This window comes from Haemophilus sp. HN_Hi16, assembly GCF_049823435.1.
GTDB classification, from domain to species: domain Bacteria; phylum Pseudomonadota; class Gammaproteobacteria; order Enterobacterales; family Pasteurellaceae; genus Haemophilus; species Haemophilus influenzae_D.
The window spans coordinates 553,222-575,614 of record NZ_CP187500.1 but is presented as its reverse complement, the minus strand read 5'-3'; the positions used below and the strand labels follow the sequence as shown (position 1 = coordinate 575,614).

Annotated in this window: 22 protein-coding genes; 12 read left to right on the top strand and 10 right to left on the bottom strand. The window is 37.1% G+C overall.

The window, feature by feature from the left end; translation table 11 throughout:
- The first annotated feature begins 86 nt into the window (after nucleotides 1-86).
- The 3 genes from yajC (at nucleotide 87) to secF (ending at nucleotide 3,285) form a co-directional block, all read left to right on the top strand.
- Nucleotides 87-380, top strand: a complete 294-nt coding sequence (yajC, locus tag ACPT9C_RS02875) for a preprotein translocase subunit YajC (RefSeq protein ID WP_005645638.1) — start codon at nucleotides 87-89, stop codon at nucleotides 378-380.
- A 69-nt stretch (nucleotides 381-449) separates the two neighbouring features.
- Nucleotides 450-2,300: a protein translocase subunit SecD gene (gene secD / locus ACPT9C_RS02870; protein ID WP_050948862.1), complete on the top strand. Its 1,851-nt coding sequence runs from the start codon at nucleotides 450-452 to the stop codon at nucleotides 2,298-2,300.
- Nucleotides 2,301-2,310: 10 nt separating this feature from the next.
- The gene (secF, locus tag ACPT9C_RS02865) at nucleotides 2,311-3,285 is read left to right on the top strand and encodes a protein translocase subunit SecF (RefSeq protein WP_050848127.1); all 975 of its coding nucleotides are present in this window, start codon (nucleotides 2,311-2,313) and stop codon (nucleotides 3,283-3,285) included.
- 108 nt (nucleotides 3,286-3,393) lie between these two features.
- Here secF and ACPT9C_RS02860 read toward each other — a convergent pair whose 3' ends face one another.
- The gene (locus ACPT9C_RS02860; RefSeq protein WP_050848128.1) at nucleotides 3,394-4,443 is read right to left on the bottom strand and encodes an AI-2E family transporter; all 1,050 of its coding nucleotides are present in this window, start codon (nucleotides 4,441-4,443) and stop codon (nucleotides 3,394-3,396) included.
- 77 nt (nucleotides 4,444-4,520) lie between these two features.
- Between ACPT9C_RS02860 and arsC the strand changes: the two genes are divergently transcribed.
- The 3 genes from arsC to ACPT9C_RS02845 all read left to right on the top strand — a co-directional run bounded on the left by arsC (nucleotide 4,521) and on the right by ACPT9C_RS02845 (nucleotide 5,499).
- Entirely contained in the window at nucleotides 4,521-4,871 is a 351-nt protein-coding gene (gene arsC / locus ACPT9C_RS02855) for an arsenate reductase (glutaredoxin) (protein WP_118879883.1), read from the top strand.
- 67 nt (nucleotides 4,872-4,938) lie between these two features.
- Nucleotides 4,939-5,184 carry an alternative ribosome-rescue factor A gene (locus ACPT9C_RS02850; RefSeq protein ID WP_118879884.1) on the top strand — a complete coding sequence of 82 codons (246 nt, stop codon included), beginning with the start codon at nucleotides 4,939-4,941 and terminating at the stop codon, nucleotides 5,182-5,184.
- A gap of 18 nt (nucleotides 5,185-5,202) precedes the next feature.
- Nucleotides 5,203-5,499 carry a DUF5377 family protein gene (locus ACPT9C_RS02845; RefSeq protein ID WP_005664102.1) on the top strand — a complete coding sequence of 99 codons (297 nt, stop codon included), beginning with the start codon at nucleotides 5,203-5,205 and terminating at the stop codon, nucleotides 5,497-5,499.
- Nucleotides 5,500-5,632: 133 nt separating this feature from the next.
- On the opposite strand, the gene ACPT9C_RS02840 is transcribed toward ACPT9C_RS02845, so the two are convergent.
- The 5 genes from ACPT9C_RS02840 to pnp form a co-directional block, all read right to left on the bottom strand.
- Complete coding sequence (locus tag ACPT9C_RS02840; RefSeq protein WP_005648810.1) at nucleotides 5,633-5,785, bottom strand: hypothetical protein; 153 nt, start codon at nucleotides 5,783-5,785, stop codon at nucleotides 5,633-5,635.
- 4 nt (nucleotides 5,786-5,789) lie between these two features.
- Complete coding sequence (gene mltF, locus ACPT9C_RS02835; RefSeq protein WP_050838799.1) at nucleotides 5,790-7,238, bottom strand: membrane-bound lytic murein transglycosylase MltF; 1,449 nt, start codon at nucleotides 7,236-7,238, stop codon at nucleotides 5,790-5,792.
- Between the two features lie 118 nt (nucleotides 7,239-7,356).
- Complete coding sequence (locus tag ACPT9C_RS02830) at nucleotides 7,357-9,198, bottom strand: DEAD/DEAH box helicase (RefSeq protein ID WP_110437651.1); 1,842 nt, start codon at nucleotides 9,196-9,198, stop codon at nucleotides 7,357-7,359.
- A gap of 119 nt (nucleotides 9,199-9,317) precedes the next feature.
- The gene (nlpI, locus tag ACPT9C_RS02825; protein ID WP_110437650.1) at nucleotides 9,318-10,262 is read right to left on the bottom strand and encodes a lipoprotein NlpI; all 945 of its coding nucleotides are present in this window, start codon (nucleotides 10,260-10,262) and stop codon (nucleotides 9,318-9,320) included.
- Nucleotides 10,263-10,343: 81 nt separating this feature from the next.
- Nucleotides 10,344-12,473 carry a polyribonucleotide nucleotidyltransferase gene (gene pnp, locus ACPT9C_RS02820; RefSeq protein ID WP_005668813.1) on the bottom strand — a complete coding sequence of 710 codons (2,130 nt, stop codon included), beginning with the start codon at nucleotides 12,471-12,473 and terminating at the stop codon, nucleotides 10,344-10,346.
- 243 nt (nucleotides 12,474-12,716) lie between these two features.
- Between pnp and nanQ the strand changes: the two genes are divergently transcribed.
- The gene (gene nanQ, locus ACPT9C_RS02815) at nucleotides 12,717-13,184 is read left to right on the top strand and encodes an N-acetylneuraminate anomerase (RefSeq protein WP_021034404.1); all 468 of its coding nucleotides are present in this window, start codon (nucleotides 12,717-12,719) and stop codon (nucleotides 13,182-13,184) included.
- Between the two features lie 82 nt (nucleotides 13,185-13,266).
- On the opposite strand, the gene ACPT9C_RS02810 is transcribed toward nanQ, so the two are convergent.
- Nucleotides 13,267-13,974 (bottom strand): 7-cyano-7-deazaguanine/7-aminomethyl-7-deazaguanine transporter, encoded by a 708-nt coding sequence (locus tag ACPT9C_RS02810; protein ID WP_050948856.1) that lies wholly within the window; start codon nucleotides 13,972-13,974, stop codon nucleotides 13,267-13,269.
- Between the two features lie 192 nt (nucleotides 13,975-14,166).
- On the opposite strand from ACPT9C_RS02810, the gene pdxH reads away from it, so the two are divergent.
- The gene (pdxH, locus tag ACPT9C_RS02805; RefSeq protein ID WP_005666106.1) at nucleotides 14,167-14,799 is read left to right on the top strand and encodes a pyridoxamine 5'-phosphate oxidase; all 633 of its coding nucleotides are present in this window, start codon (nucleotides 14,167-14,169) and stop codon (nucleotides 14,797-14,799) included.
- Nucleotides 14,800-14,886: 87 nt separating this feature from the next.
- On the opposite strand, the gene typA is transcribed toward pdxH, so the two are convergent.
- From typA to ACPT9C_RS02790, 3 genes are all read right to left on the bottom strand, one after another.
- Nucleotides 14,887-16,737, bottom strand: coding sequence for a translational GTPase TypA (gene typA, locus ACPT9C_RS02800; RefSeq protein ID WP_005666104.1), 1,851 nt, complete (start codon nucleotides 16,735-16,737; stop codon nucleotides 14,887-14,889).
- A gap of 131 nt (nucleotides 16,738-16,868) precedes the next feature.
- The gene (locus tag ACPT9C_RS02795; protein ID WP_080452593.1) at nucleotides 16,869-17,792 is read right to left on the bottom strand and encodes an alpha-2,3-sialyltransferase; all 924 of its coding nucleotides are present in this window, start codon (nucleotides 17,790-17,792) and stop codon (nucleotides 16,869-16,871) included.
- Nucleotides 17,720-17,875, bottom strand: coding sequence for a hypothetical protein (locus tag ACPT9C_RS02790; protein WP_227990535.1), 156 nt, complete (start codon nucleotides 17,873-17,875; stop codon nucleotides 17,720-17,722). Before ACPT9C_RS02790 ends, ACPT9C_RS02795 begins: the two co-directional genes overlap by 73 nt.
- Before the next feature lie 160 nt (nucleotides 17,876-18,035).
- Here ACPT9C_RS02790 and glnA point away from each other — a divergent pair, with 160 nt between their 5' ends.
- The 4 genes from glnA (at nucleotide 18,036) to ndk (ending at nucleotide 22,389) form a co-directional block, all read left to right on the top strand.
- Nucleotides 18,036-19,448: a type I glutamate--ammonia ligase gene (glnA, locus tag ACPT9C_RS02785; protein WP_005666098.1), complete on the top strand. Its 1,413-nt coding sequence runs from the start codon at nucleotides 18,036-18,038 to the stop codon at nucleotides 19,446-19,448.
- Nucleotides 19,449-19,532: 84 nt separating this feature from the next.
- Complete coding sequence (gene rfbB / locus ACPT9C_RS02780) at nucleotides 19,533-20,576, top strand: dTDP-glucose 4,6-dehydratase (protein ID WP_050948854.1); 1,044 nt, start codon at nucleotides 19,533-19,535, stop codon at nucleotides 20,574-20,576.
- A gap of 76 nt (nucleotides 20,577-20,652) precedes the next feature.
- Entirely contained in the window at nucleotides 20,653-21,957 is a 1,305-nt protein-coding gene (gene pepB / locus ACPT9C_RS02775) for an aminopeptidase PepB (protein WP_423717175.1), read from the top strand.
- A gap of 9 nt (nucleotides 21,958-21,966) precedes the next feature.
- Nucleotides 21,967-22,389 carry a nucleoside-diphosphate kinase gene (gene ndk, locus ACPT9C_RS02770; protein ID WP_050948852.1) on the top strand — a complete coding sequence of 141 codons (423 nt, stop codon included), beginning with the start codon at nucleotides 21,967-21,969 and terminating at the stop codon, nucleotides 22,387-22,389.
- The last annotated feature ends 4 nt before the right edge of the window (nucleotides 22,390-22,393 follow it).

Sequence of the window (22,393 nt, the reverse complement as noted above, 5' to 3'; positions counted from 1 at the left end):
ATATTGAGGATGGTTCGCCTTTCCCAATGAAGCAATTTATGGTATTTTACGCAAAATTTTTAACTTAAATTAATAAGGAAAACACAATGGAAGCACAAAGCCCAATGTCCACGCTATTTATTTTCGTGATCTTCGGTTTAATTTTCTACTTTATGATTTATCGCCCGCAAGCTAAACGCAATAAAGAACATAAAAAATTGATGTCTGAGCTTGCAAAAGGTACTGAAGTTTTAACTGCTGGTGGTTTAATCGGCAAAATTACTAAAGTAACCGAAGGTAGCGATAGCATCGTGATTGCGTTAAACGACACGACAGAAATTACGATTAATCGTAACTACATTGTGAGCGTTCTTCCTAAAGGTTCATTAAAATCACTTTAAGAGTAACGTTAAATTATTTTCCAGAGCCACGCATTGTGGCTCTGTGCGTTAGAAAAGAAAAGGAAAACTATGTTAAACCGTTATCCATTATGGAAGAATTTGATGGTTATTTTTATTGTGGCCATCGGGATTTTATATTCTCTTCCAAATATTTATGGTGAAGATCCTGCGGTGCAAATTTCCGGTACACGCGGTCAAGAAGCGAATACTAGCGTGCTTGGACAAGTTCAAGATGTGCTTAAAACCAATAATCTTCCAACCAAATCTATCGTGCTTGAGAATGGCTCAATTCTAGCTCGTTTTACTAATACCGATGATCAACTTCTTGCTAAAGATAAAATTGCTGAACGTCTTGGCAATAATTACACCACTGCATTAAATCTTGCTCCTGCGACTCCAGCTTGGTTAAGTATGTTTGGTGCTAACCCAATGAAATGGGGATTGGATTTACGCGGTGGGGTTCGTTTTTTGATGGAAGTGGATATGAATGCAGCACTTGTAAAACGCCAAGAGCAGTTACAAGACAGTTTGCGTGGCGAACTTCGTAAAGAAAAAATTCAATATACTGCTATTAAAAATACTGAGCATTTTGGTACGTTGATAACCTTAGCTAATGTAAGCCAGCGTGCTAAAGCTGAGCGAATTATTCGCCAATTGCATCCAACATTAGACATTACTGAGCCTGATGCTGATAGTATTAATTTAGGGCTATCTACTGCAGCATTAAATGAAGCACGCGACTTAGCCATTGAGCAAAATTTAACGATTTTACGTAAACGTGTTGCTGAATTAGGGGTTGTAGAAGCAGTAATTCAACGTCAAGGTGCGGAGCGTATTGTGATTGAATTACCAGGTGTTCAAGACACTGCACGTGCAAAAGAAATTTTAGGGGCAACGGCAACACTTGAGTTTCGTATCGTAAATCAAAATGTTACAGCCGATGCTATTTCTCGTAATATGTTACCAGCTGATTCGGAAGTTAAATATGATCGCCAAGGTCATCCTGTAGCATTATTTAAACGTGCCGTATTAGGTGGGGAGCATATTATTAATTCAAGCTCTGGTTTAGATCAGCATTCAAGTACGCCGCAAGTAAGTGTAACCTTGGATAGCGAAGGTGGCGAGATTATGTCTCAGACCACTAAAAAATATTACAAAAAACCAATGGCAACGCTTTATGTTGAATATAAAGATAACGGTAAAAAAGATGAAAATGGCAAAACCATTTTAGAAAAGCATGAAGAAGTCATTAATGTTGCAACAATTCAAGGGCGTTTTGGTTCTAATTTCCAAATTACTGGTGTTGATAGTATTGCCGAAGCGCATAATCTTTCTACCTTGTTGAAATCTGGCGCATTAATTGCACCAATTCAAATTGTTGAAGAACGAACAATTGGCCCATCATTAGGTGCGCAAAATGTAGAACAAGGGATTAATGCGAGCCTTTGGGGATTAGTTGCGGTTATTGCTTTTATGTTGTTTTACTACAAAATGTTTGGTGTGATTGCAAGTTTTGCACTTGTTATTAATATCGTATTACTTATGGGATTAATGTCTATTTTACCCGGAGCGACGCTTTCAATGCCAGGTATTGCGGGTATCGTTTTAACTTTAGGTATGTCAGTAGATGCGAACGTATTAATTTTTGAACGTATTAAAGAAGAAATTCGTAATGGTCGTTCAATTCAGCAAGCGATTAATGAAGGTTATAACGGCGCATTTACTTCTATTTTTGACGCAAACTTAACCACAATCTTAACCGCAATTATTCTATACGCGGTAGGAACAGGCCCAATTCAAGGTTTTGCGATTACGCTTTCACTTGGTGTTGCGATTTCTATGTTTACCGCGATTACAGGTACTCGCGCATTAGTTAATGCCCTTTACGGCGGTAAACAACTTAAAAAATTATTAATTTAGGTGGGAAATGATGAAACTTTTTACAAAAGATAAAGGCGGACATTTTATCCGTGAAATCAATGGGATCAAGCTCCCGTTCCCATTGACTGAATTTATGAAAGTGCGTAAATTGGGTTATATATTATCCGCACTTTTAATGGTAATTTCTCTATTTTTTATTATTACCAAAGGATTTAACTGGGGCTTAGATTTTACTGGTGGAGTGGTATTTGATACCCACTTCTCGCAATCCGCTAATCTTGAACAAATCCGTAATAAACTTCACGAAAATGGAATTGAAAGCCCAGTTGTTCAAACCACAGGATCGGTTCAAGATGTAATGATTCGTTTACCTGCAAGTAATAATGATTCTACCATTGGTGAACACGTCAAAAATATGCTACAGAATGTAGATAAAGACATTCAAATTCGCAGTATTGAATTTGTTGGCCCAAACGTTGGCGAAGAATTAGCACAAGGTGCGGTATATGCAACTTTAGCGACATTAGCAATGGTGCTTATTTATGTGGGGTCACGTTTTGAATGGCGTTTAGGTTTTGGTGGTATAGCTTCTCTTGCGCACGACGTAATTATTACGCTAGGGGTATTCTCTGCATTACAAATTGAAATTGATCTCACTTTTGTCGCCGCGATTTTATCTGTGGTGGGTTACTCTATTAACGATAGTATTGTGGTATTTGACAGAGTTCGTGAAAATTTCCGAAAAATTAGACGATTAGATACGATTGATATTATTGATATTTCTTTAACGCAAACTTTATCAAGAACTATCATTACTTCGGTTACCACATTAGTTGTTGTGATCGCATTGTTCTTCTTTGGCGGTCCATCAATTCATAACTTCTCTTTGGCGTTACTTGTAGGTATTGGATTTGGTACTTATTCTTCAATTTTTGTTGCCATCGCCATTGCATACGATGTTGGTTTACGTCGTGAGCATATGATCCCACCTAAAGTAGATAAAGGAATTGATGAATTACCTTAGTTAATTTACGTTTAGAATAAATTAAAAAAATAGTTAATCGAAAATTTACGATTAACTATTTTTTATTTATATAAAAACCTCTAAGAGTACTTAAAATTCAAAAATTATTTAATCTTGAGGTAAGGCATTTATTACGGCTTTTACTAAAGTGGCTAAAGGAATGGCAAAAAATACGCCCCAAAATCCCCATAAACCGCCAAAAATTAATACTGAAATGATAATAATTAATGGATGTAAATTCACGGCTTCAGAAAATAAATAAGGCACAAGGAGATTTCCATCTAAAAGTTGGCTTACAGCAAAAGCAATAATGATGTACCAAAATGTTGGGCTGATTCCAAACTGGAATAAAGCAACCAATGCAACAGGAATAGTGACAATAACTGCGCCAATATAAGGGACGAGAACTGAAAGGCCCACCGCAAAAGCCAATAAGAGCGAATAATTTAGCCCGAAAATTAAGAAAATAATATAAGTGATTAAAGTAACAATCAGTATTTCTAATAATTTTCCGTGAATGTAATTAGAAATTTGCTGTTGCATTTCTTTCCATACTTTGAAGGCTAAGTTTCTATTTTTCGGTAAGAAACGGCTCACGCCTTGTAAAAGTTCTGATTTATCCTTCAACATAAAAAACATCATTAATGGTACTAAAAAGGCATAAATTCCTAAAGAAACCAAGTTCATGATGGAGGCTAAAGAAAGTTTTACAGCTGATTCACCAAAACCAAGGATTTTTTCTCGTACAGAATTGAAAATAGAATCAACCATTGAATAATCAATAAGTTCAGGATAATTTTCGGGTAAATTGAGTAGCCATTCATTAGATTTATTAAACATAGCGGGCAAATCACTTAATAAGGAAATAGTTTGATTCCATAACATTGGCACCAATACCAAAAAGAAAATTGCTGCTAGACCAATAAAACTACCGAAAATAAGAATTGTCGCTAACATTCTTGGGCATTTTAAATATTGATTTAAAAAATTGATTGGCATTTCTAGTAAATAGGATAGTACTAGAGCAATTAACAAAGGTGCGATTAAATCTCCAAAAAAATAAATGGAGATAAAGCCAAATAATAATATTGCTAATAGTCCCATCGCTTGCGGATCACTTAAACGGCGCGAGTACCAGCTTTTTAACATTTCTAGCATAATTTCTTTTCCTATAAGTATTTTTCGCCATTATAAGTTAAAATTTACAGTGTTTATAGCTACTAAAAGGAAATCCTATGTCTGTTATTATTTATCACAACCCACATTGCTCAAAAAGCCGTGAAACGCTAGCATTATTAGAAAATCAAGGTGTTCAGCCAATAATTGAACTGTATTTACAAAAGCAATATTCCGTTAATGAATTACAAAGCATTGCCAAAAAATTAGGCATTGATGATGTTCGTCAAATGATGCGAACGAAAGATGATTTATATAAAAGCTTAAATTTAGATAATTTAGAGCTCTCTCAAGCTGAATTATTAAAAACCATGAGTGAACATTCAGCACTTATTGAACGCCCAATTGTTATTAATGGCGATAAAGCTAAAATCGGGCGTCCGCCAGAAACTGTACTTGAGATTTTGTAATTTAAACGTTTGCATGTATAATACACCAGCCGTGGAAATCCTTCCGCGGCTTTTTTAAGGAAAATTTATGAGAAAGAAACAAAAAAGTGCGGTTGAAAATGAAACCGTTTATTTGCACACTCGAGGCGTGATAAAAAATAATGCAGTGATGGCATTGCTAGGCGATAAATTATTTCGTCAGCGTGTTGAGAAAAAACGTAAAGGGAAAGGCAGTTACCAACGTAAGGCGAAACACCCAGGGAAAATGTTTGAAAAGCCCGATTATAAATTTTTTGATTACAGAGACTTTATAATCGGGTTTTTCTTAGGTTAAAATAATAAGGAGTAAAATATGTCAAAACAGCCTCAAATTCTACTTAATAATACGTGGAATGTGCGTATTAGTGATCCCGGAGAGGAGGGGGCAAAAAGCCATTTCTTTGAAACGATTTATTTAACTCTAACAGCTTATTTTGAAGAAAATAACATACGCTATGAATTTGTGCGTAAAGTGGAGGATCAAATAAAAATTCAGCGTTCTTTTACAGAGTTAAATGAATTGTTCAAATTTTTAGGGGGTTATTTTGATCCCGTCTCGATTGGTCTAGTCGGTGTGAAAATTGGAAACTTAGGGATAAAATCAGAATAAAATATTGATTAATCTATAAAATTTCACACTATATTTTACGATTATTGTAAAACAAAGATCGCACTTTAATGATATAAATTACATAAAAAAGTGCGGTTATTTTTTCTTTATTTTGATAAGAAAAATGGATTACTTAGCAACAAATTTCTTGTACGACAAATTGTAATGAATGTCTCGAAAATTGTTGTTGTTTGCGGTGTTTTAAACGTCTTAAACGTAGATTACGTGATAAAGAACTTTGTTGTAAATTAGCTTTCTTTTTAAGAAAAGTTTTACGTTTTAACATTTTATTAATCCTTATTTTCTTTTATTTCTTCTAAATTTTTAACCGCACTTTCGTTGTTGGCATTATCATTCGTTGTTTGATTTTCTTGGACTCGATGATAATTCACTATGCTATTCATATAGCGGCGAATATTTTCTACATATTGATGGGCTTCATAGCCTCGCGCATAGCCGTATTTCAGTTGGGAATAATAGCGTTTTTCTGCTAATAAAGGCAGATTTTTTTTCACATCGAGCCAATTATCTGGATTTCCTCCAAGATTTTGAGTTAAACGGCGTGCATCAATTAAGTGACCGAGTCCTATGTTATAGGCAACTAAGGCAAACCAAATTCTTTCTTCCTTTTCAATGCTTTCAGGAAGCTGACTAATCAACCAGTGTAAATATTCTGAACCAGCTTTAATACTTTGTTCAGGATCTGTTCTATCGCTGATTTTCATATGTTGTGCGGTATTTTTGGTGAGCATCATTATGCCACGTACTCCAGTTGGCGATGTTGCGTCAGGATTCCAATGAGATTCTTGATAAGCCACTGCTGCGAGTAGTCGCCAATCTAATTCACCTTTGTATTTTTCAAAGAGCGGTGAGAATTGTGGCAGGGTATTTTCAATTGCGTTCATATAAGAGCGCATATCCACGTAATCAAATTGTGAAATATGTCCTAAATATTTTTCTTTTAAATTATCTAAAAGTCCCGTTTCTTCGGCATTATTCATAAAATTGAGTAAAGCCGTTTGTAGATCGCGGTAGGGGCTATTGGGTAAATACCAGTGAACGTTTGCTTCATCAGTAATATCAAAGGCAATGGCTAATTCTGGTTTGATTTGTTGAATTGCAGCAATATCAATAGAATTTGCAATAACGTAAGGAATTTTGCCTTCAGCCAGTTGTAGTAATAGTTCTTCTTGAGTAAGTGCTTGATTTATTTTCCAAATTAATTGTGGATATTGTTTTTGTAATTCTTTTAGCGTTTCTTCTAATGCTAAATTATTTGAGATATAAATATCTTTCTTTACGTTACCTAAATTTTTAGGACGATTTTCATTTTTTCGATAAGCTAATTGCCATGAAGCAGAATGATATGCAGGACCTATTTGGAAACGTTCCGCATTTTTAGGATGGTATAAAAGGTGGGCGGCAGCTAAATCAATATTGTGTTTATTAAGTTCATCAAATAACTGCTCTTGATTATCGAAAATTTTCATTTCGAGTTCTACGCCTAAAGTATCGGCAAATGCTTTGGCTAATTCATATTCAAAGCCTCGTTCGCTATCTTTATTAATAAAATAAGAAATCTGGTTATTTATTGTTCCTACATAAAGTGATCCCCTAGCTTGAATTGCAGTATAATGATTTTCTTCAGTATGACGTAAAAATTGCCATGGGAACACCATATCAATAGCCCAAAATAATAACGCTAGAGCAGTAATAATACGTAAAAAAAGACCTTTCAATGATTTTTCCTATATAAAAAAGTTATGGGATTGTAGCCAAAACTTTCACTATAGACAATAAAAAGCCCCCTTGAGGTTCAAGGGGCTAAGTGTATCTAAAATATCAGACGATTTATTTTTAGAATGATGATCTACGATCACGGCGTGGTTTATCGCTAAAAGTGCGGTTACTTTTTTCATTAAATTTACGATTTCCACGATTATCATTGCCGCGTTCACGTCCGCGCTCTCCACGGAAATCGCCACCACGACCTTTACGTTTACCGTTAAAATCATCGCTGCCACGGGAATTATCGGATTTTACTGCACCTAAGAAAGACATTTGCATTTGTTTATTCAATACTCGTGTTTTTCCGAATTGTTGCAATAATTCTTTCGGCATACCTTGTGGCAATTCAACGGTAGTGTAATCATCATAAAGTTTGATATGACCAATATAACGGCTGTTAATATCGCCTTCGTTAGCAATCGCACCAACGATATGGCGGACTTCTACACCATCTGCACGACCGACTTCGATACGATATAAATCCATTGGTTGTGGATTTCCATAGCCTTTACGTTCGCCACGACGTTCAGCTGAACGTGGATTTTCACGGCGATCACCGCGATCATTACGTTCACGACGACGTTTTTCCATTGGTGGATCAGGTGGAAGAATGAGTTTTTGTTTGCCTTGAAGCAGCATCAACATTGCTGCAGCAATATTTTCTTGATCCTGATCGGCTGTGAATAAGTCTTCTAATAAACTACGATATTGCTCTAAATCGTGATGCTCGAGTTGTTTCGTAATTTTGGCGACAAATTTTTTGCGGCGGCATTCTTGTAACACAAGATGATTTGGCAATTCTACTTCATTGATACCTTTTTTCATTAGGTGTTCAATATTACGAAGTAAACGACGCTCGCGAGGTTCAACAAATAATAAAGCACGGCCAGAACGACCTGCACGACCAGTACGCCCAATTCGGTGTACATAAGATTCTGCATCAAGCGGAATGTCGTAGTTCACCACAAGGCTGATACGTTCAATATCAATACCGCGTGCAGCCACATCGGTTGCCACAACAATATCTAAACTGCCGTTACGTAAGCGATCGAGGGTTTGTTCGCGTAATTGTTGTGTCATATCACCATTAAGTGCGGCAGAACGGAAACCATTTTTTTCAAGTAGTTCTGTAATGTCTAACGTGCCAGTTTTAGTGCGAGCAAAAATAATCGCTGCATCAAAATCTTCCACTTCTAAGAAACGAAGAAGGGCTTCGTTTTTACGCACGCCGTGTACATACCAACAACTTTGGTCGATATCTGGGGCATTTTCGTTATTCACTTTGATCTTCACTTCTTGTGGATCATTCATAAAACGTTTCGTAATACGACGGATCGGTTCAGGCATTGTTGCAGAGAATAACGCAGTTTGATGATTTTCTGGTAATTCTGCCATGACGGTTTCTACATCATCAATGAAACCCATGCGTAGCATTTCATCGGCTTCATCTAATACGATAAAACGAAGTTCAGAAAGATTTAATGTTCCGCGACGAATATGGTCAAGAATACGACCTGGTGTACCCACAACCACTTGTGCGCCTTGTTTTAATGCACGAAGTTGGATGTCATAACGTTGGCCACCATATAAGGTAACAATGCGAGTACCCTGTGCATATTTAACAAATAGTTCGCACGCATCGGCAACTTGAATAGCAAGTTCGCGTGTAGGTGCCATCACTAACATTTGTGGATGTTTTTCACTTGGATCGATTTGCGCGAGTAAAGGCAGTGCAAAGGCAGCGGTTTTACCACTACCCGTTTGTGCCATACCTAGCACATCATTGCCACTGAGCAAATGTGGGATACAAGATTGTTGAATTGGAGAAGGTGTTTCAAAACCTAAGTCAGAAACAGCTTTTAAGATGAACTCAGGTAAGCCTAAGTCATTAAAAGTAATTTTGTCAGTCATTAAAATACTCGAATATAAATAAGGAAAGCTCAACGGGCTTTCGGTTTATTAAGTTGAGCAGAGCGAATGAATTTTTCTATTCGTTCTACTGCAAAGAGCGGTAAGTTTTGGATTGATTTTTAGAAAACAATCGCTTTTGCCACCGCACTTTTCTCTTCTTTTTCGTCTTCTGTTTGAACCGGTTTTAATTTCATGAGTTCAAACGCGGCAAAACGATACTCAACAAAGTTATAAACCTGATTTGCCATAGCTAGTTTAAATAAAGCTGCTGCTTCATCTACTAGCCCTACATTGAGTTTTTGTTTTGCTAGATAAAAATAGGTTTCTGTGAGAATTTCAGCATATTGTTGTGAATTTTCGGCAAATTCACTTGCACGTTGTTGTAATTCTTCTACAGAGATGTGCCCTAAGTAATATTGAACGATGTGTGTACCCCAGAAGTCCTCTGATAGCCCTTTTGCTCGTTCAACAAGGTTTGTTTGGGCTTCTTGTGGTTTTAATTTTTGTTCGTTCAAATATAGCCATAAGACACGATAGGGATCTTTTTTATCGGCTTGGTAGAACTGTAAGAAATCTTGCTGAGCAAGATGGTAGCGCCCTACATAATAAAAATTTAAACCACGATTAAGGTGGGTATAGTCATAACCTGAATCTAATTCAAACACCGTATTGAAAGCATCCAATGCGCCGTCGTAATCTTCTTCAAGCAATAAATAAAGCCCTAAGTAATTATACACAGATGCCATTTTCGGCTGTAATGCAAGGGCTTGAGTAAGATCATAACGAGCAAGTCCCCATAATCCAAGAGAATCATAGAGTACGCCACGTTCAAAATGTAGCGATGCACGTTCTTCATTACTCATTTTTCCAACCAGTAGTACTTGGCTTAATCGCACGATCATCACTTCTTGTTCAAAGTGAGTATTCGGGTTTTGTTCAGCCAACACGACATGATTTTTAGACACAAAACCGCCCCTAGACTGAACACAGCCAGTAAGGAGTAAGATCGCACATAAGCTAAATAAATAGACTATAAAATGGCGAGATAAGCGAAAACACCGCATTTGCTTTCTTTATGCCTAAAAGTTGGAAAACAACAAAACTTGGCAGCGAGTGCTACCAAGTTTTGATTCTATATTCCAAGATTATTCCTGTTCTTCGACAGGATCTTCTTGGTTAATTTCAGTTTCTTGTTTTGGAGCCAAGTCTTTCATTGTTAAACGAATACGACCTTGACGATCGATTTCAACAACTTTTACGTTTACTTCTTGCCCCACTTGAAGGTAATCGCTAACTTTTTCTACGCGCTCTTCAGCAATTTGAGAAATATGAACTAAACCTTCTTTATTTCCAACGATTGCGACGAATGCACCAAAATCAGCAAGACGAGTGACTTTACCTTTGTAAATTGCGCCAGCTTCAACTTCTGCAACGATTTCCTCAATACGTCCCATTACGTTTTTCGCTGCATTGCTATCTACTGCGGCAATTTTCACTGTACCATCGTCATCAATATCAATTGATGTACCAGTTTCTTCAGTTAGTGAACGGATTGTTGCACCACCTTTACCAATCACATCTTTGATTTTCTTAGGATCGATTTTCATTGTATAGATGCGCGGTGCGTAGTCAGAAATATCAGCACGTGGAGCAGGAATTGCTTGTTCCATGACACCAAGAATGTGCATACGTGCACTTTTCGCTTGGTTTAATGCAATTTGCATAATTTCAGGGGTGATACCTTCAATTTTGATGTCCATTTGAAGTGCTGTTACACCTTCGCGTGTACCAGCCACTTTAAAGTCCATATCACCTAGGTGGTCTTCATCACCTAAGATATCTGAAAGCACCACGAATTTCTCTTCTTCTTTCACTAAGCCCATTGCGATACCTGCAACAGCAGCTTTGATTGGAACACCTGCATCCATTAATGCTAAAGATGCACCACATACAGATGCCATAGAAGAAGAACCGTTAGATTCAGTGATTTCAGATACTACACGCACAACATACGGGAATTCTGCAAGGCTTGGCATAACCGCTGCTACACCACGCTTTGCTAAACGACCGTGACCGATCTCACGACGTTTTGGTGAGCCGATCATACCTGTTTCACCTACAGAATATGGAGGGAAATTATAATGGAATAAGAAGTGATCTTGACGTTCACCGGTTAATTCATCAATGATTTGTGCATCACGTTCGGTACCTAAGGTTGCAACAGCTAATGCTTGCGTTTCGCCACGAGTAAAAATCGCAGAACCGTGAGTACGTGGTAATACACCAGTGCAAATATCTAATGCACGAACAGTATCAACGGTACGACCATCAATACGTGGTTCGCCTGCAATGATACGCCCACGCACGATTTGGCTTTCAAGTGCGGTAAAAATATCCACGATTTTACCTTCGCTGATCTCTTCATCTTCAGCTGTGATTTGTGCAATTACATCAGCTTTAATCGCATCGATTTGTTCGTAACGTAATTGTTTTTCAGTAATGCGGTATGCATCGCCTAAACGTGCTTCAGCAATCGCTTTTACTTTGTTGATTAAATCTGTGTTTGGTTGTGGTGCAACCCAATCCCAACGTGGTTTGCCAGCTTCTTTTGCAAATTCTTTGATTGCTTCAATCACAACTTGTTGTTGTTGATGACCGAATACTACCGCTGCTAACATTTGTTCTTCAGTTAAAACGTCTGCTTCAGATTCAACCATTAATACGGCTTTGTCAGTACCTGCAACCACTAAGTCCAAACGGCTTTGTTTTTGTTCTGCCATAGTTGGGTTTAATACGAATTGGTTGTCGATGAAACCAACACGTGCTGCACCGATAGGGCCGTTGAAAGGCACACCAGATAAGGTTAATGCTGCAGAAGCACCAATCATTGCCACTAAGTCAGGGCTGATTTGTGGGTTTACAGAAACCACGGTTGCTACAACTTGAATTTCGTTGAAGAAACCTTCAGGGAATAATGGACGAATTGGACGGTCGATTAAACGTGCAATTAAAGTTTCGCCTTCAGATGGACGACCTTCACGCTTGAAGAAACCACCCGGGATTTTACCCGCCGCATAAGTACGCTCTTGGTAGTTTACGGTTAATGGGAAGAAGTCTTGACCTTCTTTCACATCTTTTTTAGCAACAACAGTCACGAATACCGTGGTATCGTCCATGCTTGCCATAACCGCAGCCGTTGCTTGACGTGCAATCGCACCGGTTTCTAGAGTAACGGTATGCTGACCGTATTTAAATTGTTTAACAATTGGATTCACAATGTTTTCCTTAAAATTTATATTAAAAACAATGCCTTATTTTCCAGATTGCGACTAGCAAAAGAAATCTCTCGAAAAAATGACCGCACTTTGAGCGTTTAAAAATTTCTTTTGATAGCCGCACGCTAATGTAGAAAATAAAGCCTAAGCATTATACAGAGGTTTTTGTGTGATTGGTAACTTTATTTCATTTAACCGACTTGGTATCATAGGATAACTTTTATCCACTATAAGGAAAATTCTATGATTATTAGCAGCTTAACCAGCCCAAATTTTAAAGTTGGTTTACCAAAAGCGATTGCTGAAGTATGTGATTATTTGAATACGTTAGATTTGAATGCGTTAGAAAATGGTCGCCATGATATTAACGATCAAATTTATATGAACGTAATGGAACCAGAAACAGCAGAACCAAGCAGTAAAAAAGCAGAGTTACATCATGAATACTTAGATGTTCAGGTGTTAATCCGCGGTATGGAAAATATAGAAGTTGGCGCTAATTATCCTGATTTGTCTAAATATGAATCTTATAACGAAGCGGATGATTATCAACTTTGTGCAGATATTGATGATAAATTCACCGTTACAATGAAACCAAAAATGTTCGCTGTATTCTATCCTTACGAACCGCATAAACCTTGCTGTGTAGTGAATGGAAAAACAGAAAAAATAAAAAAATTAGTCGTAAAAGTACCTGTTAAATTAATTTAATTTTTATTTGCAGTATTTCAAAAACAATTAATCCCACTCAAAAGAGCGGGGTTAATTGTTTTATATGCGCCAGAAATTTAGTTTATGCAGGAACGCGTTCTGTTACGAGCATTTGTAGTTTTCGTAAAATAACATTTAATACTACGCCATAGGCTGGTACGAATAATATAATGCCGACAAATAGCTTAAACAGGTAATCTACAAAGCCGAGTTGTACCCAGTGTTCAGCCATGAACGGATCGGCACTTTGATAGAAGGCTACACTGAAGAAAACAAACGTATCCGCCATTGAGCCAAATGTCATTGAGCTAGTTGGCGCCACCCACCAAGTTTTTAACTGGCGTAAGCGGTTAAATACGATCACATCCAGTAATTGTCCTACCACGTAAGCGGCAAAGCTCGCAATAGCAATACGGAATACAAACAGATCAAAATGCGTTAATGATTCAAAACCTTGGAATTTGCTTTCAGAGAATAAAACCGATATGACGTAACTTACAATAAGTGCAGGAAACATCACCACGAAGATGATTTTTCTCGCATCTTCCGCACCGAAAATACGTACAGTTAAATCGGTAGCTAAAAAGATAAATGGGAATGTGAGCGTTCCCCAAGTGCTGTGGAAGGAAAAATCGTTTGCTGCACCAAGTGCGGTCAATTTTAGCGTGATTTCAAAAGGGATTTGAACAAAGTAATTGCTTGCGGCAATGATGAATATGTGGAAAAAGCTGAGCCAGATGATTGCACGACGTTTTTGTTGATCATTAAAGATCGGAGAGTTTAATTTCATGTTGTACCTTTTTAGTTTAAATAAATCGGGGTTAGGGAACCCGAGGTTGAATATAGGGGGCTAGATGATACGCATATTTCTAATAATTGCAAGAGTTGATTACATTTGCGTTTTATATTTTATGGTAATTGACGAATGCTTTTAGGGTCTTTATTCTACTTGCATTTTTCATCAAATTTGAAAGGAGAGAAAATGGAATTACACAATATTCGTGATGAATATACTAAACGCGTGCTTTCACAAAATGATTGCTATGAAAATCCAATTTCGCAATTTGAACAGTGGCAGAAAGAGGCAATTCATGCGCAAGTTAATGAGCCTACCGCAATGAATATTGCGACTGTTGATGAACAAGGTCGCCCAAATAGCCGAATGGTTTTGCTAAAAGAAGTCACTGAACAAGGTTTTGTCTTTTTTACCAATTATCTTAGCCGAAAAGGCAGCTGTATTGAGAGTAATCCTTATGTCGCGCTGACTTTCTTTTGGCCTGAATTGGAACGCCAAGTGCGGATTGAAGGTAAGGCGGTTAAAATTTCAGCAGAACAATCCGATAAATATTTTGCTACCCGACCTTACACCAGTCGTATAGGTGCTTGGGCAAGTGAACAAAGTGCGGTGATTTCTAATTATAAATCTTTACTAGCAAAAGCCGCATTGGTTGTTGCTAAACATCCGTTAAACGTGCCTCGACCAGATTATTGGGGCGGCTATTTAGTCGTGCCAGAAACCGTGGAATTTTGGCAAGGGCGACCAAGCCGTTTACATGATCGCATTCGTTATCGTAAAGAAAGCGATAATTGGATTAGAGAAAGACTTTCGCCTTAGTAAATTGAGCATAAAAATAACCGCACTTTAGTTGTATCCCCAAAGTGCGGTTAATTTTTTTACAAATTTTCGTGCTAAAGTTGTTTATTAATGCGTGCTAGTACTTGTCGTTGTACGATTTGCCCGTTTACGATCGTTTTCCGTTAAAAGTTTTTTACGGATACGAATCGATTCAGGTGTCACTTCCACTAATTCATCGTCATCGATAAATTCAATGGCTTGTTCAAGACTGAATTTTACAGGTGTAGTCAGCACAATCGCATCGTCTTTACCTGACGCACGCATATTGGTCAGTTTTTTACCTTGTAAGCAGTTTACAGTTAAGTCGTTTGAACGACTATGAATACCGATAATTTGCCCTTCATAAACTTCCACGTTTGCATCAATCATTAACTTACCACGTTCTTGTAAGCCAAATAATGCGTAACCCAGTGCTTTACCTGTTGCGTTTGAGATTAATACACCATTTTTACGTTGGCCAATATCTCCACCTTTGATTTCATCATAGTGGCTAAAGCTTGAGTAAAGTAAGCCTGTGCCAGAAGTCATGGTCATAAAATCGCCACGGAAACCAATTAATCCGCGGCTAGGAATGATATATTCTAAGCGAACGCGGCCTTTACCGTCAGGCAACATGTCTCGAACTTCACCTTTACGGATACCCAATGCTTCCATCACTGAACCTTGATGCTGTTCTTCCACATCGATAGTTACTTGTTCGTATGGCTCTTGTTTTTTACCGTCAATATCACGATAGATTACTTTAGGACGAGAAACGGCAAGTTCATAACCTTCACGACGCATATTTTCAATTAATACAGAAAGATGTAATTCCCCACGACCAGAAACACGGAATTCATCTGGGTTTGGGGTTTCTTCTACGCGTAATGCCACGTTGTGAACCAATTCTTTATTTAAACGTTCAAGAATTTGACGTGATGTGACATATTTTCCTTCTTGCCCTGCAAATGGAGAGGTGTTTACACAGAAGAACATGGTTACTGTTGGTTCATCAACAGTTAATGATGGCAGTGCTTCAACTGCGTTAATATCACAAATCGTATCTGAAATATTTAATTCTCCTAAACCCGTGATCGCAACAATATCGCCTGCATAAGCAACGTCTTCTTCATAACGTTGTAAACCAAGATGACCAAGTACTTGACCGATACGACCTTGACGAGTTTTTCCTTCACTATTGATGATAGTAACAGGTTGATTTGGTTTAATTGAACCACGCTTAATACGACCAATGCCGATAACGCCTACATAGTTGTTGTAGTCTAATTGTGAAATTTGCATTTGGAATGGCGCATCAAGTTCTACTTTGGGCGGTTCTACATATTTCACAATGGCTTCAAATAATGGCGTCATATCTTCCGCTAAATCTTCGTGTTCAAGACCTGCAACACCATTTAATGCTGAAGCATAGATAATTGGGAAGTCTAACTGTTCATCGCTTGCACCAAGATTGACAAATAAGTCGAATACTTGATCTACAACCCAGTCAGGACGCGCACCAGGGCGATCAACTTTATTGATGACCACGATTGGTTTTAATCCGTGAGCAAATGCTTTTTGAGTCACGAAACGCGTTTGTGGCATTGGGCCATCAAACGCATCAACAACTAATAGAACAGAATCTACCATAGAAAGCACACGTTCAACTTCGCCACCGAAGTCGGCGTGTCCTGGAGTATCCACGATGTTAATACGGTAGTCATTCCAGTTAATCGCGGTATTTTTTGCAAGAATTGTAATGCCACGTTCTTTTTCAAGATCATTTGAGTCCATAACGCGTTCATCTACATCACCACGTGCAGATTCAAAAGTACCAGATTGTTGCAGAAGTTTATCTACAAGAGTGGTTTTACCATGGTCTACGTGCGCAATAATTGCGATGTTACGGAGTTTTTTAATATCAATTTCGTTTTTCATTATCTAATGCTTCGAGTAAGGTGCAATTTTGCACGGTATATGATTTTATAAAAAAGGTGCAATTTACTGCACCTAATCCTAATATAGGTTGTTGTCTTATGTTGAAGAAAACGAGGCATTATACCTCAGGTTTATTTGCGTAGTCTCATTTTCTTTGCTTTCAAAGCTTTTTTTATATCATTAGGTAAACGTAATATATCCCAGATCAACCGAAAAACCAGATTTTGGTAAATTCTTGGTTTGGAATATATACCAATTTTTTTATATACAAACTTCGGCGGAATTAAAATATCTTGCGTGTAATTTTTCTTTTCTTCAGGAATAAAAGTAAATGGGTTATTCAGTGGTGATAAAGGAAAATAATTACATAGAGGACTTTCTGGCGAAATACAGTAAATATTTACACCATAATGTTTTTGTAAGAAATAAAGTGCATTTAAATCATATTCCATAGAATGGATATCATTTTGACTTTTATTTTGTGAAAAAGAAGGTAATAATTTAATAATATTTTCTTTTTGATGATGAAATGCGTAAGGATTCCCTTTTTCTTGATAAAAATCAATGCCTGTCAAATAAAGATCTTTATAACCCATAGCAGTTGCCACTGCACACATATAGACGCCTGATGTAATCCTCTTATTCTCATATAGTTCGTGATATTGTAAATGAGCATCAAAAGCTCGTAGTTTTTTTAAATAGTTATGACCAAGATCAATTTGTGGTAATAATTTTTCTAAACGCTGGATTATCTTTAATTCTGAATCCCCTAAATTCAGAAAAGATGACAAAATAATATCAGCATATTCATATTCATTATTTTTAATTAATTGCAGAAACGTATAGTATTGTTCAAAAATTACAGAAAAATTAAAAAATACCTTTTTTATTTTCTTACCAAGAAAATAATGATCTTCAAAATAAAATTGATTGCAACGGAAAACATCATAATCTTTAGGTAATAAACTATAGTCAATTGATTTTAAACTTGTTCCATTACCTGCAATAATGACAGACTTTGATTGATTGATTGATTGATTGATTGATTGATTGATTGATTGATTGATTGATTGATTGATTGATTGATTGATTGATTGATTGATTGATTGATTGATTGATTGATTGATTGATTGGGCATATTGTACCGTTCATTGAATAAAATACAACTTATTTTTAATAGCAGCTATTATACAGGCTTTCCGTGCTTTTTACTATAACGCCACAACAAATCTAATGAAAGTCAGATTTGATTAGACTATAATGCTTACTTAATTTTTTATATAGAAAGAGGATCTACTATGTCAGATGCCATTGCTTCCGTGTTTAAATTGATCGAAGAGAATGATATTAGGTTTGTATTGCTTCGTTTTACTGACATTAAAGGTAAAGAACATGGTGTTTCTATCCCAGTTAGCCTTGTTGATGAAGATATGTTTGAAGACGGCAAGATGTTTGATGGTTCCTCTGTAGAAGGATGGAAAACCATTAATAAAGCCGATATGTTGCTTATGCCAATGGCTGAAACCGCAGTTGTCGATCCATTCGCGCAAATTCCAACGCTTTCTATTCGTTGTAGTGTTTATGAACCAACGACAATGCAAAGCTATGATCGCGATCCGCGCTCTATTGCAATTCGTGCAGAAAATTATATGCGTTCAACTGGCATTGCGGATCAAGCTTTTTTCGGCCCAGAGCCTGAATTCTTCTTATTTGATGATGTGCGTTTTAATGTATCAATGAACAAAGCGTCTTTTTCTATTGATGATATAGAAGCTGCTTGGAACACGAATAAAAAATATGAAGAAAGTAATAATGCTTATCGTCCATTGAAAAAAGGCGGATATTGTGCCGTTGCACCAATTGATAGTGCGCACGATATTCGTTCTGAAATGTGCTTGATTTTAGAAGAAATGGGATTAGTCATCGAAGCCCATCATCATGAAGTGGCGACTGCAGGGCAGAATGAAATTGCGACTAAGTTCAATACACTGACTTTAAAAGCGGATGAAACCCAAATCTATAAATATGTGGTGCAAAATGTGGCATTGGAGCATGGCAAAACAGCATGTTTTATGCCAAAACCAATTACTGGAGATAATGGTTCGGGTATGCACTGTAATATGTCGTTAAGTAAAGACGGTAAAAACATTTTCCAAGGCGATAAATATGCAGGTCTTTCTGAAACCGCACTTTACTACATCGGCGGTATCATTAAGCACGCTAAAGCCTTAAATGCGTTCACTAATTCAAGTACTAATTCATATAAACGTTTAGTGCCGGGTTATGAAGCACCTGTATTGTTGGCTTATTCTGCAAGTAATCGTTCTGCCTCAATTCGTATCCCTGCTGTAACCAATCCAAAAGCGATTCGCATAGAAGCGCGTTTCCCAGATCCTTTAGCAAACCCATATTTAGCATTTGCTGCATTATTGATGGCTGGTCTTGATGGTGTAGTAAACAAAATCCACCCAGGCGATGCAATGGATAAAAACCTTTATGATCTTCCTCCAGAAGAATTAAAAGATATTCCAGCAGTGGCAAGCTCGTTAGAAGAAGCATTGAATTCATTAGAAAAAGACTATGAATTTTTAACACAAGGTGGCGTATTTGCTAAAGATTTTATTGATGCGTTTATCGGTATCAAACGTAAAGAAGTGGAACGTTTAAATATGGCACCACATCCAGTTGAGTTTGAGATGTATTATGCGTAATCATTGATGAAATCATTTTTAAAAGTGCGGTAGAATTTACCGCACTTTTCGTTTGAAATTGTTTATAACGAGACTCGGGTAAAAATGTCGAATACAAATAGAACAATTCTAGTCACTGGTGGAGCGGGTTTTATTGGTTCTGCGCTTGTCCGTTATCTTCTTGAAAAGACACATAATAAGATCGTAAATGTTGATAAGCTGACTTATGCAGGAAATTTATCCTCACTTAAAACTGTAGAAAACCATCCACGTTATGCTTTTGTACAAGCAGATATTTGTGATACTAAGGCGTTGTCTTATATTTTTGCACAATATCAACCTGATGCCGTTATCCATCTTGCCGCTGAAAGCCATGTTGATCGTTCTATAAACGCTTCTTCAGCGTTTATACAAACTAACATTGTAGGCACTTACAGCCTACTTGAATCGACTCTAAACTATTGGCAGCGTTTAGATAATCAAAAAAAATCCAGATTTCGATTTCTACATATTTCCACCGATGAAGTTTATGGCGATTTAAAAAGTAATAAAGGTTTATTTACTGAAACATCAGCTTATAAACCTAGTAGCCCTTATTCTGCTTCAAAGGCGGCAAGCGATCATCTTGTGCAGGCTTGGTATAGAACATATGGGTTACCGACAATCATTACACATAGTTCAAATAATTATGGCCCGTATCAGTATCCTGAAAAATTAATTCCATTGATGATTTTAAATGCGATAGAGGGAAAAACACTGCCTATTTATGGTGATGGTTTACAAATTAGAGATTGGTTATTTGTTGAAGATCATATTGATGCACTATATAACGTTTTGACGAAAGGAACTATTGGGGAAACCTATAATATTGGCGGAAATAATGAAAAGTCCAACATTGAAGTGGTGCGTTCTATTTGTTCTTTATTGGAAGAATTTTTACCTAATAAACCAAAACCTATTGATAAATATGAAGATTTAATTTGCTATGTGCAAGATAGACCAGGTCACGATCTTCGTTATGCGCTTGATACAAGTAAAATCAATGATAAGTTAGGTTGGGTGCCTAAAGAGACTTTTGAATCTGGATTAAGAAAAACGGTAATTTGGTATTTAAATCATCAAGATTGGTGTCAAAAAGTGAGTGAATAATGCCAAATAATTAACTATCAGAAATAAAGCTGGTATAGTTTCTAAATTTATTTTGTTTATATATGGGGGAATAAATATGCAAATTACACTTTCAAATACCTTAGCGAATGACGCTTGGGGAAAAAATGCGATTTTGAGCTTTGACTCTAATAAAGCTACGATTCATTTAAAAAATAATGAAAAAAATGACCGCACTTTAGTTCAACAAGTTGCTCGTAAATTACGTGGGCAGGGGATTAAAGATGTGGAATTAGTCGGTGAAGGATGGGATTTAGAATTTTGCTGGGCGTTTTATCAAGGTTTTTATACCGCAAAACAAGATTACGCGATTGAGTTTCCACATTTAGATGATGAACCGCAAGATGAATTGTTAGCACGTATTGAATGTGGCGATTTTGTGCGTGGAATTATTAATGAACCAGCACAAAGTCTAACGCCAGTTAAATTAGCGGAGCGTGCGGCTGAATTTATCTTAAACCAAGCGGACATTTATAATGAAAAAAGTGCGGTAAGTTTTAAGATTATTTCTGGAGAGGAACTTGAGCAACAAGGTTATTACGGAATTTGGACAGTAGGGAAAGGCTCTGCTAACTTGCCCGCTATGTTGCAACTTGATTTTAATCCAACACAAGATCCGAATGCGCCCGTGTTAGCTTGTTTAGTTGGCAAGGGGATTACCTTTGACAGTGGCGGCTACAGCATTAAACCAAGTGATGGAATGAGTACAATGCGAACTGATATGGGCGGGGCAGCATTATTAACAGGGGCTTTAGGTTTCGCTATCGCTCGTGGATTAAATCAACGTGTTAAATTGTATTTATGTTGTGCAGAGAATTTGATAAGCAATAATGCCTTTAAGCTAGGCGATATTATTACTTATAAAAATGGCGTGAGCACAGAAGTGCTGAATACTGATGCGGAAGGTCGTTTGGTGTTAGCTGATGGATTAATTGAAGCGGATAGTCAAAATCCAGATTTTATTATTGATTGTGCGACTTTAACTGGCGCAGCAAAAGTGGCGGTAGGAAATGACTATCATTCTGTATTATCTATGGATGATGATCTCGTGAAGAATCTTTTCCAATCAGCACAAGAGGAAAATGAACCTTTCTGGCGTTTACCATTTGAAGATTTTCATCGTTCACAAATTAATTCATCTTTTGCCGATATTGCTAATATTGGTTCGGTTCCAGTTGGAGCTGGGGCAAGCACAGCAACGGCATTTTTATCGTATTTTGTAAAAAATTATAAACAAAATTGGTTGCATATTGATTGCTCCGCGACTTATCGTAAATCTGGTAGTGATTTATGGGCTGTTGGGGCAACAGGAATTGGTGTGCAAACTTTAGCAAATTTAATGTTATCAAGATCATTGAAGTAAGGAGATGTGATGACAGAAAGAACTTTTTCGATCATTAAACCTGATGCGGTAAAGCGTAATCTAATTGGGGCGATCTTAACTCGTTTTGAGCAAAATGGCTTTAAAATCATAGCCTCTAAAATGGTACGCTTAACTCGTGAGCAGGCTGAAGGCTTTTATGCAGAACATCAAGGCAAAGAATTTTTTGCTCCTTTGGTCGATTATATGATGTCTTCACCGATAGTGGTTTCTGTTCTTGAAAAAGAAAATGCAGTGAAAGATTACCGCACTTTGATTGGTACAACGAATCCAGAAACTGCAGCAGAAGGTACAATTCGTAAAGATTTTGCATTAAGTCAGCGTGAAAACTCAGTTCACGGATCAGATAGTATAGAAAGTGCAAATCGTGAAATTGCTTATTTCTTTACTGATTCTGAAATTTCTGAGCGTTAATTGA